Origin of the sequence: Bacteroides sp. D2, assembly GCF_025147085.1 — a bacterium.
Classification (GTDB): domain Bacteria; phylum Bacteroidota; class Bacteroidia; order Bacteroidales; family Bacteroidaceae; genus Bacteroides.
Map to the genome: position 1 here is coordinate 356,741 of NZ_CP102261.1, position 13,099 is coordinate 369,839.

The window sequence follows — 13,099 nt, forward strand, 5'->3', positions numbered from 1 at the left end:
ATATTGGCTCTATTTACAGATATACAGAATTCCTTAAAAAATACTATCTTTGATAATAAAAGCAGCGTTCGCCACTAGCTTTAAATCCCCATTGATCAGAAGCTTCAACAGCGATCAAATGAACACCTTCGCAGCACTCTTTAGGTAATTGTAGTCCCCAGATTTGAGGAGAAAATTGCCTTCTGAACGGATTTCTACGATTGAAACGAGTTGGATATATTTTTAGCTGATTCCAACTTCTCACCCTTGCTACATTCACATCAAGTTCTTCTTTCTTCTCACATAATAACCATTCACCATTATCCAAACGACAACGTACTATTGTACTATCTGAAGCTCCATAAACAGTTACAAGCATTTCTCCCTGGTGTTTGTTTCTCAATTCATCGATATAAACATCTGTCGAGTCAATACCTGCAATCCAAATATTCATCTGTCGGGAAGCATCCATCCCTATGCCCTTATACCGGAAAGAATAGTCTTTCTCTGTAAAATCAAAAACAAAATAATTACGAGGAGTACCACATTGCATCAAAGCAGACGGAATACCTTCCCAATCCTTTTCTCCCACCCACCAGAAACCACAAGAAGCCCCTGTTACTAATTCATGTACACAAACATCCTGACCATGTAAAAAATTCCTCTCCACCTGATGCATGTGCCCAGTCAAAGCTAAAACATTCCCTCGTCCTTCTAATATTTCAATCAATGCGGATGAATTAGTAGTATGTACTAATGGAATATGCATACAAAGTATGATCTGAGCATTTTTAGGTACAAGTTTCAGATCATTTGAGACAAAGCGCAATTGACTATCAGAAATCTTCCCTACATAAGAACGTGTTCCTTTACCATAGACATTATTTAGAACAATAAAATGTACGTTTCCTTCGTTAAAAGCATAAGTCGCTGATCCAAAAGCTGTATTATATGAAAAGGTTTGATTAATCCTTATAGAATCAGCATCCCGATCGTGATTACCTATAACTGTCCATGATTGTACAGGCAATAGTTCCATCATCTGTTTGATAGCGGGAAATAAATTTAAATTGTTATTCACTAAATCACCTAAAAATATATTGAACGAAGACGAATCTGCTTGCAAAAGTTCTGGCCATAAAGAACGGGAAGCATAATCCAACTCCTGAGAATTACCGACTTGTACATCTCCTATTGCGTTTATTGAGAAATGCTTATTTACCTTTTTCTTATTCAATCCAAAATTGATTTGTTGCGTCTCGGTATCCCCATGACTATTCCAATAATAAAATCCTGAATTTACTATTTGATTAGACAATAGTGTCCAATTATTCGGAAGAATCGGGAAGATACTGTTTCCCTTAGAAAGTCTGATTCTGAAATGTCCCTGTTTATCTGCAAGTAGAACAGTATCTCCATTAGATATGGCTATTCCCGAAATACCTTTTTCTCCTTTGTCCTGAATCCCATTTTGATTACCATCTTCATAGACACAACCTTCTATCCAAGCAACATCTTGAGCCAAACATTTTGTGGAAACAAAACTGCCTAATAAGAAGAATATATATATAATCATGAACTTTTTCATTTTTTCATCTTATTAATATAAAAACAAGGAAGGATATATTAAGATAAAAACCATCTATACCCTTCCTCGCATTTACATTATTTTATTAAAAGCATAACGTTTACTTATCTGTATATTTAAAAACTATAGCATGGTTATTGTCATCTGTAAATGAAATATATCCAACTCCTGTGGAGGAGAAAGCTATATTCAAATTACTAGAAGCAATATCTGCTAATTTATGAGGATCTGACCATTGCTTAGTTTCATTATCCAAATAAATAACCTTTGGATAATCTTGATCTTGTTCATCTCTGTAGGCAACAAAAGGAGTACCATCAGGAGCTATTGATATGGCCACTGAAGTTGAAGTTGAGGTTTTAAAATCCAAAGGCAATGGATTTCCTCCTACTGTGGACCATTGTTTTGTTACCGGATCATATTTCTTTAGTCTCAAGTTATACACACCTGATGTCACTGCATCATCACTTGTTAAGATATAAAGTGTACCATTTTCTTCTGCTTCAATATCCAATCCAACAATACCAGTCTGAGTAGCATTTGGTTCTACATAGTTATTTAATAGAATACTCCATGTTCCATTTTTATATTCATATACTGAATGACCATAATTTACGCCTGCTACTGCCCCACGGTTAACCACCAACAGATAGGCAGCATGCTCTGTCTTAGCAAGATTACAATTATAGATTGGAGTCCCGGAAGCCAAAAGTGGTAATTCACTACTCGCCCAACTGTTCTGATAAATAGACATAACTAACACTCGCCTTGGAAAAGAAACTTTGTTGCTATTGTTCACTTGTGAAACAATAGTCTCTCCATTATCTAATACTCTTAAATGTAATTGCTGAGATTGAGCATTTACAAATCCTTGATTACCTACATAATTCCAGGTAGTCCCATTCCATTTCATTAAAGACGCAGCACCTGCAACTGTGGTAGCACTGTTATCAGAATAAACGACATAAGGAATTCCATCCTTGTCAATATCAAAATCATAATTTGACAAACTAACTTCTCCTCCAAAGCCTTCTAAAGAACCAACTGCTGTCCAAGTTGTACCATCAACAAGTTTTATGACAGCCATTTTCTCTTCTTCTTTTAGTTTAAAACCAAGATATGGAACTTGATCCACCGGGTTTATTTTTAAAACAGATCCACTGAAAACTGATGTCGCTGTAAAGTCCGGCATTCTTACCCAAGCCATATTAGAAGACTTAGCAACTGTTATCGTATACTTTACATTCTGTTTTCCATTACTAACAATGTAATCTACAGGAGCTGTAAAATCATTGGCAGTAGCACCACTAACTTGTGTAACTCCATCTACCAAGACGATATTACCATCGTTCGTCGTAAAGCGAGCGACAAGTGCACTTTTATCTATAAATGCAGGCATAGTAACCTTAGCTGTTGTGGAAGATAGGGTAGCTATATAATCATCTGATAATATACTTGAATTATCTTCAGCATAAAACCCAAAGGTTAACAGCTTAGCTTCAACTCCTTCATCTGTCCCATCATTCTTGTCATCCGAACAAGATGAAAACGCAGCAAACAATACAATTACTGCCATCCAAAATAAATCTTTCATTCTATTCATACCATAAATATTTGTGGACCGGAGTCCTGTTATACAATCATATTATTACTAATTTTTAGGGTAAAGCACAGCTTTTATCATGGGAGTAGTGCTCAATAAAGATTTTGCAAAAGAAGAAATATCTTTTGCTGTTATACTATTTACTGTTTGTGCATAATTATTCAGATATTTCCAATCCTCCTGTTGATTGAATATGGAATTGCGAATCCAAGAAGTCCAAAAAGAGTTTTTTTGTTTATCCAATTCAAAATCTTTCAAAAGATTACGTTTAACATCCGTTAATATACCGTCAAATGATTCCGGATATTCATAAAGTCTTTGTAATTCTTCTTGTGTAGCATTAACCAAACTATCAACATCCTCTGGCAAGCAGACAAATCCAATCATCGTTCGTGATAAGAAAGAAGGATATAAACCCGCACTCGAAGCTACGCTTACACTATAGACTTTTCCCATTTCCTCACGCAAACGGTTAAGTAAACAAGTGCGCAACATCGCTTTCATTACATTCGATTTCAATGTGAATGAGCTAAACTCCTCTAACAAACTGTCTTGCTGGAAAATCAATGAAACTGATGCTTTAGGAGAATCCCCCGTGTGACGTATCAATGAACAGGATTTATAAGGTATATTACGTTCTGTATAACACCAATCCGTATCATTCGATCCTTTAGGTAATCCACCGATATATGTAGTGATTAACGGCTTTATATCCTGTATAGTACAGTCTCCCAAAATAACAAATGTGTAATCTTTCGCTGCACCATAAAAACGATTGAATAGAGGAAGCATATCCTCTTGCTTTACATATCGTGTTATTAAAGAATCAGAAAGTATTGTATTTGTGTAATTTCGTCCGTTCAAAAGCCACATTAGTTCTTCCTGAAAAAACTCCGTCGGACTTTTTTGCTTGACACGATAATTTTCTTTTGTCTTCTCTATTGTTTGTTTACAAATTGCTGTATCCAACTGAGGGTACATCCATTTGGTATAGAGTAGTTGAAACATTGTTTCCATATCCTTTACCTGCGATACTCCAGCTAGCCCAGTACGTGTCTTATCAACAAGTAGACGCATAGAAGCAGAGTTTCCTGCCAGAAAATAGTTCAATGCATCCCTTGAAAAATTTCCGGCTCCAGAAAGTGAAATAATACTGGGAGCGAATAGACCTGTATAATAATGTAAAGAATCTAAAGAATAAAGCCCTCCTTTCCGAAAACCAGTCAACAACACCTTCCCCTTATCGAGTTCTGAAGACTTAAATATAATGCGCGTGCCATTATTTAGCCAAAGAGACACAGCTCCTATCTCTGGTATATTTTCTTCTCTGACAATATGTCCCCCCGACGGTAATTGGCATAATTCATCCGGTACAGAAAAATATTTATTATACCGTTTCGAAGATTGTTTTCTGGCTTCTTTTATAATTGACATCAAAGTCGCATCTCCATTCACTTCCTTATTAGCTTTTTCATTTGCTCGCAATAGATAATGCATCTTTTGGGGTGAATATACTTTTGCCAAATTCCTAACCAAAGCAACAGAGTCTAGTTCTGGAAAATATCGTTGAACTAATCGATACTCTTCTTGTAATGAGGTAAATCTGTTTCCTACATAAAAATCGGCATAAATATCGTTCATTAATTCAACGGAAGCAGGATTTTGCTGATTTTGAAGTTTATTCTCCAAGTTATTATAAATAACCTTTTTGGCACGTTCTATTTCCGTCTCAGTAAACCCATAACGAAAGATTTGCTGTTGCTGTGCAATAAACTCCGAAATACCTTTTTCCATTTTCCCAGGTAGTAGTTCTACCGAACATAGCAATACTCCAGTTGCATTCAGAAAACTTGAGTACTGAATACTGGCTTTCCTATAAGAAGGATTTTCAAAAGCCCAAGCATTCATTCGCATCTTAAAAAGGCGATTCAATAATGTTCGGGTCAAATAAGCCTTATAATCCTTTGCTGTCTGAACCGGTTTTGAAAGTGGCAGCAACTGAATCATATCCAATTCTATTGTTTTCAGCGATTCATTGGTAAGTATCTTTACCGCTTCCTTTTTATAAACAGGAATGTGGCATTGCTTCCAAATAGGAGAGGCAAGAGACGATAGTTTCCCGAATTTCTCCTTTATAAGCGTCTCAACCTGTTCAGGATTTATATCACCTACAACGGCCACAGCCATTAGTGAAGGATGATACCATGTTTGATAATAATCCAGAATATCCTCTCGTTTACAGTTTCTAATGACAGCCGTATCACCAATAGTCATTCGTTCGGAATAGTGCGAACTATTCAGAAGCTCCAATAGAAAAGCTGTATCACTATCGCGTTTGGCATCTCTCTTCGACAACCATTCCGAAAGTATAACTCCACGTTCTTTTTCTACCTGCATTGAATCGATAGAAAGCCCGCCTGCCCAATCAGCTAAGATAGTTAATGTTGAATCTACCATTTGAGGATTGGATGAAGGCAACTGCAATTTATACACAGTCTCATTAAACGAGGTGTGCGCGTTTAAATCTTTCCCGAATTTGGCTCCTTTCGACTCTAAGAAACGAACCATACCATCAGAGGGGAAATGATAACTACCATTAAATGCCATGTGTTCTAGGAAATGAGCCAATCCTCGTTGATTCTCCTTCTCCATGACGGAACCAGCCTTCACAAACAAACGATAAACGGCTTCCCCTTTGGGATTCGTATTCGGGTAAATATAATAGGTTAATCCATTATCCAGTTTTCTTACAATCAGATTCTTATCATACTGTAAGAACTCCGATGATTGCCCGTATACAACAGGGCTTAGCAATAAGCCTATAAAAATCAGCCATAAAAACTTTTTCATTCTACTCCTTCATTAATTCTGTTTCTCTATCACCAGTTCGCGCTGTAAACCGTCGGGACCTGGAAGCCCCATAGTCAGTCCTTGATTATTGCCAGTCAAACGAATGGTTATTGTATTGTCTTTGTTCTCATCTAAATGATTTGGCATCCATCGGATGCGTATGGGCATATCATAAATACCCGGTAGAAAAGTTAATGTACTACCCTTTGTTACCAGTTCAAAATCAACACCGGATTTCAGACCATCTCCTACTATGACTTGATAGTTCACTTCCAGATTCTCAGTCAGAGGTTTCGAACTCAGATACACACTATAAGTATTAATGTTATTCACATCCGACTTGACAATAACTTTAGATACACCTTTATCTGTCATAATATGAATAAAAGGCGTATCATAAGGCTCTTTCTCATCAGTAGTACATGCCCAAAGGCAGCTTATTAGTAATATAAAGTATAGTGATCTCATAAATGATTTATTTTTAATTGTTTACTGTCGGATTGGGTTGCATATTTGTATTCGCATTCAATTCTACTTGCGGAATAGGCAATACAAAATAATCACTAGGATAAACGATCTTTTCCACTGAAGAATTCGTATTTTCCTCACGTTTAAGATCCTGCTTCCAGCGTATAATGTCAAAGAAATTATGTCCCTCAAAACAGAGTTCCTTTACACGTTCCTTCTCTATCAGTTGTATCAGTTTTGCGTCTGAATATTGACTAAGTGTATTGACTGCATAGTCTGTATCTACAGCACGCTCCAAAATAGATTTAAGATATCCGGAAGCAGCTGTATAATCTTTCAGATGCCAAGCTGCTTCAGCAGCATTCATATACATTTCGGAAAGACGGAAAACAAATGGATCATCCCTATTCACTTGATTATCTGGCTGTTTTAGAGAATAATATTTGGAACAATAAGCTATTCCATCTTTATTTCTAAGTAAGCCAAGACGGATATCCCCTTCATCGAACAACGTAAATAATGTATCTGCAGGAACACAGGAAGCATCATAAAAAGCCTTTAATTTTCCTGATTGATCTATTCCATTCAATCGAAAGATAGCTTCTCCCGTAGTAGAAAGATCCTGGTACATATTTAAATAGGTATCTCCTTGAGACAGTTTCCCTGTCCCAATTGCCAGTTTTGCATACTTCAGGGCGTTATTCCAATCTTCCATATACAAATAGACTCTCGAATATAATGCGTTGACCGCTTGTAAAGAAGCATAATATATTCCACTTGATTCAATGCCCCTGAAACAATCGGCAGCTCGTTCCAAATCTGCTAAAATTTGTAAATATACTTTCTTAACACTCTCCCTGGAAACATTATCATCGGGACCTGGAGTTTTTAATAGAATAGGAACTCCTAAATGTGAAGCATCTGACGTGTAATTATAAGGTTGTGCATATACCCTACATAAATCGAAATGGCACAATGCCCTCAAGAATAAAGCTTCTCCGAGAATACGTTGACACATATCCTTTGCATTCGGATAAGCTGAAATCACCTGAGGCTGATATTGAATTACATTATTCACATTTGCCAAGGCTTCATATATTTTACGCCAAATATACCCTACAGCTCCTGTCTCTTGTAAAGCATCAGAAGTAAAATTATACTGATCAAGCATATCTGCTCCTGCAGAGACATACTTCATTGACAACATATTTCCGGCAACATCCGGATATTTTGTAAACTCATTGTCATAATAAGCATACATCTTATTATATGCGCCAACCAGCCCTGCATTAAGTCCGTCAGGATCTGAAAGGAATGAAGGGATTGTTGTTTTTCCTTTTTCTTCAACTTCTAAAAAATTGGTACAACTGCTAACCAATTGCATAATGATGCATAAAGCACCGACTAGTAGATATATTCTTTTTTTCATGTTATCTTAAACCTATTTAATTATAATCCTACATTTAGTGCTATCGAGAAATATCTTTCCATCGGATAACCACTCATACATGTTTTATAAGAATTATGATCCTTTCCCGAATAAGGGGTCCAGACCCATAAATTATCTCCAATTAAAGAAATAGAACAATCTTTTAAGCCAGTCGAATGTAGAATTGTCCGGGGAATTCGATAGGAAAATACTAGATTCTGCAAACGAACCTGAGTTTTGTTATACAAATAACGGGTAGAGTTCATCACCGACTGAGTAGAGACACCCCATATTGGTTTAGGGTTCAGCACTAAATCGCCGGATTTTTGCCAACGATTCAACTGGTCAATAGACTGATTTTCCGTCATTATATTCAACCCATCCGAATTACTTGCCCTACCGAAAGATGTAAATCCGTAGCCTCCTATTGAATAATTGAACATAAAGCGCAAACTAAAATCTTTGTACGTTAAAGTATTTGTCAAGCCACCAGCTAGGACAGGAGTTGAACTCTTATACGGGACACGGTTATCCGTACTGTAAATCCGTGTTATATTCCCTTTTGCATCATACCACAAAGGTGCTCCGTCACGAGGATCAACTCCAGCCCAGCGCACTAAGTTATATGTATGTATGTCATATCCTTCCCTCCAAACCATCTCACCCATATTTTTCTGAATGCCATTATATAGCTCTAAGAGTTTATTACTATTATGTGCTAGATTCAGATCAGTTAACCAACTGAAATCACCATCTTTCTTCGGCCGGAAATTGTGACTAGTTATAGTCACTTCAATCCCTTTATTTAATATTGTTCCTACATTTCTATACACACGAGTATCACCTGTCGTTCGAGAAACATCTAAATTACTCAACAAATTAGTTGTCTTATTATGATACCCTTCAACTTCTATATCCAAACGATCGAACAAGCGTACACGAACACCTATATTTGTCATATAAGTAGTTTCCCAACTCAAACGGCTGTTTGGACACCCCGACATAACACCACCTATTTCTCCTGCATAAGAATAACTTTCCCCATAAGAATATAAGCCAAGAGCTTCCTGAGAACCTAAGCGGGAATTTCCATTTGCCCCATAACTAGCTTTTATTTTCAAAATATTCATCCATGGAATATTGTAAAAACTCTCATTCTGAACATTCCAAGAAACTCCTATAGAACCAAAATTAGCCCAGCGTACATCTGACCCAAATTGTGAATTTCCGTCTCTACGTCCATTTAATGTCACATAATATCGATGATCGTAAGAATAACTAAGCTGCCCTAACATAGAAGCTTTGCGTTTCGTCTTACTAGTATTAGTCCCTTTACGCTCTTTTGCATAAGACACATCTTGAATATGATCATTAATGAAGCCTGACCCTGTAACTCCAAGTGTCACATAGTCCTGTGAACCAGCCTCAATCCCCAATAATCCACTTATATCATGTTTATCAAAAGACTGCTTATAATTAATGCGATGTACAGTAGTCCAGTTCATCATATTTAATGAGTTTCTAGTGGAATAACCTATCGGACCATCAGCGCTCGTCATTCCGGACCAATTAGTACGAGCATAATAAATTTCTTCCTTACCTGACTGATAATCAACACCAAATTGTCCTGTGTAAGATAACCCTGAAAGAATATCATATCTCAACATTAAATTGGCATTCGTATATAAAGTCTTTTGATTATAAATATTCTCTTCCCTTTCCGCTACACTGTTCAAGAAACGGTTCTCCGACCATTTAGGACTTCCATCCGTTTCTTTTCCGGATATAACCTTATTGTAAAGACGAAAAGTTCCATCTTCATTATATGGTTCGAATATCGGTAAGTACTCATAATAATCCCTTCCTGGATTAAACAAATCATTCACATTATAAGAAGTAGCAAGATCAACCGAGACCTTAAACTTTCGAAGAAAAGTAAAATCCAAATTAGAACGAATAGAAAAACGCTGTTGTTTATTCCCTTTCACCGTTGCTGTATTCTCTAAATAAGAAGCTGATAAATAATACGCTGTATTCCGAGCCCCTCCCATTAAAGATAAATTTGTTTGAAAAGTATTAGCGGTATCATAAAACACATCTGTCCAATCTGTATTTGTAAGGCTGTATTTGTTCATTTCATTATCAGTATAGGGAAAGTATTTTAAATCGTTCCCTGCATTTTGATAAGCTTCCTTAGCTAACATTAGATATTGATTGGCATTCAGAACTTTCGGACTAGTACTCTTATCAATCTTTGCAACTCCATATTGAGCCGTTAAATGAATACGCAAGTCACCTTCTTTTCCTTTTTTAGTTGTTATCAATATGACTCCGTTTGCACCATTCGCTCCGTAAATGGAAGTTGCCGTAGCATCCTTCAATACTGTTATTGACTCAATATCATCAGGATTGATAAAAGATAACGGACTGATAGTCGTACTCATTCCAGGAATCAAATTAGTATGTTCACCTGTATAAATAGGAGTCCCATCCACAACCCACAATGGCTCGTTCGAAGCAGATAGAGAAGCATCTCCACGAACCCTTACATTGTAACGTGCACGTGTATTATCCGGTGAATCTGTATTCGGATCAATTTTCACTCCCGGAATCAAGCCATCCAACATTTTATCCACTCGTAAAGCTGGTAATGCTTTTAACTGGTCAGCATTCACTTGAAAAGCACTACCGACTTGGTCTAGCCTCTTTTGTGCTGTACCATACGCTCCTACAACCACGACATCATCAATAGAAATCGCATCCTGAACAAGTTTTACATTAAGTACTCTTCCCTTAACGGGTACTGTTTTCGTTTTCATCCCCACAAATGAAAAAGTTAAAAAAGCCTCTGCCTTACTAGACACTTGAATTGAATAGCGTCCATCCATATCCGTTATCGTAATATTACGAGTATCCTTTTGTTGTATAGTTACACCGACTAATGGTTCACCGGTATCATCCTTTACTTCTCCTGTTACTAAGAATTTATCATCCTGCTGTAGTTCTTCTTTTTTATTAACAGTGATAATATTGCCAGACTTTTTAAAAATAAAACCTGTTCCATTAAACAAACGATTCAAAACATCAAAAACTGATTCCTTTTCTGCCGTAACGGAAATCGGTGTTATAGTATCCAATAATTCTGTATTATAAACAAAATCCAGTTTGGTCTGTTTTTGGATCTCATTAAACAATGTACTAACAGAAACACCACTCAAATGTAACGTTACCTTATAATTCTCTTGCATATAATCTTCACCAACGAACAAGAACGATTCCTCACTATAATTTTCATGAGAAATGGCATACAGGTAATTAGGGACTAATGTTGTACATAGCAACATTATAATAATTAGAATTCTCATAATCACTTATATATTATTATTTATTCTTCCGATCAATTTTAATACGAAGTCCGGAAATCTTAAAGTCAACATTTACTGTCTCTTCGATAGCATTCAAAATGACAGCTATATCGTCATATCGATATAAACTGCCTGTGAAATGAAGTTCTTTCAATGATTTATCTAAGAAATCAACATCTACATTATACCACAATGCAAGTTCTTCCATCAGACTTCCCAGACTCTCATCATAAAAAATAAAACGATTAGAATGCCAAGCGGTATTTAATAACAAATCTTTATTTTCAACTGATAAAAGATCCGTAGAAGCATCCCATATGGCTAGCTGTCCTGGTGATAGTTTATGCAACTTTTGAGATTGAGTATAAATTCCAATGCTACCCTGCACTAAAGCAACTTCAACTTTTCCTTTCACACGAGACTTCACATTAAACGCCGTCCCAAACTGCTGTATCAAAATTCCTTGAGTTTCTACTTTAAATGGATGTAATGAATCTTTCGCTATTTCAAAAAAGGCCTCCCCTTTCAATTCTACAGTTCGTTCATTCATACCTTTAAAACTAACCGGATATTTCAACTCTGATAAAGAATTCAAATGTACCCTTGTTCCATCTGATAAAGTTAATCGAAATTCTCCTCCACGAGGAACAGACAAAGTATTCTGTTGACTTATTTCCACTTTTGATGTTTCTGGGATATGATAAACAATCATCCCATCATACTCTCTTGCAATAGGTGTATCACCTATATAAATCCAATGTTCTTGCCCTGATTTTTTCAATTGTTTAGCACTACCATCTTCTAAAGTCAATATTGCTTTTGACTCTCCAGGAGTTATTCGTGATGCCTCATAGTAAAAATAGAGTCCTCCCCCTACAGAAAATAGCAATATCAGTAGAGCACAAGCAATCTTCAACCAACGACGAGAAAAAAAGCCTATTTTTCTTTGCGTTGATATCCTTCTAGTTCCCTTATGTAAAGAGGTCCATACTTTACGGAAAGCCTCATCCGATTTAGCATCAAAACGATGATATTGACGATAATCCTCAACAGCAGTCTTATCCAAGTTGATTTTCTGAAAAAAACGCAGATGAGATTCATCCTCTTGCAACCATTTTTTTAGAATTTGGTCTTCTTCTTTAGATAAACACCCGACCAAGTATTTAACAATTAGTTTTTCAATCTCCATACTATCTAATTATCATTTGTATTACACAAACGATTATAGATATAAATCGAGGTACAAGAAAAGAATAAAAAATGAGGTATCTGGATATTTTTTTTGCAATTTCTCTTTCAGATTGTTCCGAAGAGTTTTCATTGCACGTTTCTTTTGAGTTTTAACAGTTTCTATTGACAACGATAATTTTTTAGCAATAGCATCATTATCATAACCTTCCAGATGTAACAAGAATATTTCCCGACAACGTTCCGGAAGTAAATCAATCTGTTTAAATAGTAAGCGAAAAACTTCTTCTTTCTGAAAAGAATCATCCGACAAGAAACGATTTGCAGTCAAAGCTTCTTCAATATAACGACTTTCTACATTTTGATGTCGCAAATAATCAAAAGCCGCATTTCTTATCGAAATATAAAGAAATGAACGAAAATTCGCTTGCGAAGGAAATATACGATTTTCTTCCCACAAAGATGCAAATACATCTTGTACGATATCTTCAGCTATATCTTCACGTTTCGTATATTTTTGAGCATAACATACTAATATCCCGTAATAATCACTGAACAATCTTTCAAATATATCTTTCCGATTAATAGAAAAACCAGGCTCACGTATCATTTAGCAAGTTTTAGACAGC

The 13,099-nt window shown here is 36.1% G+C and carries 8 protein-coding genes; all 8 read right to left on the reverse strand.

The genetic code is table 11. The features are described 5' to 3' along the window. Nucleotides 1-43 precede the first annotated feature (43 nt). Nucleotides 44-1,567, reverse strand: coding sequence for a calcineurin-like phosphoesterase C-terminal domain-containing protein (locus NQ505_RS01360; RefSeq protein ID WP_008997861.1), 1,524 nt, complete (start codon nucleotides 1,565-1,567; stop codon nucleotides 44-46). Nucleotides 1,568-1,667: 100 nt separating this feature from the next. Next, complete coding sequence (locus NQ505_RS01365) at nucleotides 1,668-3,170, reverse strand: hypothetical protein (protein ID WP_225450265.1); 1,503 nt, start codon at nucleotides 3,168-3,170, stop codon at nucleotides 1,668-1,670. Between the two features lie 48 nt (nucleotides 3,171-3,218). Next, a complete protein-coding gene (locus tag NQ505_RS01370; RefSeq protein WP_004304924.1) occupies nucleotides 3,219-6,020 on the reverse strand; it encodes a M16 family metallopeptidase in 2,802 nt (933 codons plus the stop codon). A gap of 12 nt (nucleotides 6,021-6,032) precedes the next feature. Continuing rightward, nucleotides 6,033-6,488, reverse strand: coding sequence for a hypothetical protein (locus NQ505_RS01375; protein ID WP_004304925.1), 456 nt, complete (start codon nucleotides 6,486-6,488; stop codon nucleotides 6,033-6,035). A 13-nt stretch (nucleotides 6,489-6,501) separates the two neighbouring features. Continuing rightward, a complete protein-coding gene (locus tag NQ505_RS01380) occupies nucleotides 6,502-7,917 on the reverse strand; it encodes a RagB/SusD family nutrient uptake outer membrane protein (RefSeq protein ID WP_004324639.1) in 1,416 nt (471 codons plus the stop codon). Nucleotides 7,918-7,937: 20 nt separating this feature from the next. Beyond that, entirely contained in the window at nucleotides 7,938-11,282 is a 3,345-nt protein-coding gene (locus NQ505_RS01385) for a SusC/RagA family TonB-linked outer membrane protein (protein WP_008997862.1), read from the reverse strand. A 16-nt stretch (nucleotides 11,283-11,298) separates the two neighbouring features. Next, nucleotides 11,299-12,471: a FecR family protein gene (locus NQ505_RS01390; RefSeq protein ID WP_004324638.1), complete on the reverse strand. Its 1,173-nt coding sequence runs from the start codon at nucleotides 12,469-12,471 to the stop codon at nucleotides 11,299-11,301. A gap of 33 nt (nucleotides 12,472-12,504) precedes the next feature. Continuing rightward, the gene (locus NQ505_RS01395) at nucleotides 12,505-13,080 is read right to left on the reverse strand and encodes an RNA polymerase sigma-70 factor (RefSeq protein ID WP_004304929.1); all 576 of its coding nucleotides are present in this window, start codon (nucleotides 13,078-13,080) and stop codon (nucleotides 12,505-12,507) included. Nucleotides 13,081-13,099 lie beyond the last annotated feature (19 nt).

What these genes read in the sequence shown, in the direction of transcription:
- NQ505_RS01360 (WP_008997861.1), bottom strand. Translation starts at nt 1,567, where the DNA reads ATGAAAAAGTTCATGATTATATATATATTCTTCTTATTAGGCAGTTTT.
- NQ505_RS01365 (WP_225450265.1), bottom strand. Translation starts at nt 3,170, where the DNA reads ATGAATAGAATGAAAGATTTATTTTGGATGGCAGTAATTGTATTGTTT.
- NQ505_RS01370 (WP_004304924.1), bottom strand. Translation starts at nt 6,020, where the DNA reads ATGAAAAAGTTTTTATGGCTGATTTTTATAGGCTTATTGCTAAGCCCT.
- NQ505_RS01375 (WP_004304925.1), bottom strand. Translation starts at nt 6,488, where the DNA reads ATGAGATCACTATACTTTATATTACTAATAAGCTGCCTTTGGGCATGT.
- NQ505_RS01380 (WP_004324639.1), bottom strand. Translation starts at nt 7,917, where the DNA reads ATGAAAAAAAGAATATATCTACTAGTCGGTGCTTTATGCATCATTATG.
- NQ505_RS01385 (WP_008997862.1), bottom strand. Translation starts at nt 11,282, where the DNA reads ATGAGAATTCTAATTATTATAATGTTGCTATGTACAACATTAGTCCCT.
- NQ505_RS01390 (WP_004324638.1), bottom strand. Translation starts at nt 12,471, where the DNA reads ATGGAGATTGAAAAACTAATTGTTAAATACTTGGTCGGGTGTTTATCT.
- NQ505_RS01395 (WP_004304929.1), bottom strand. Translation starts at nt 13,080, where the DNA reads ATGATACGTGAGCCTGGTTTTTCTATTAATCGGAAAGATATATTTGAA.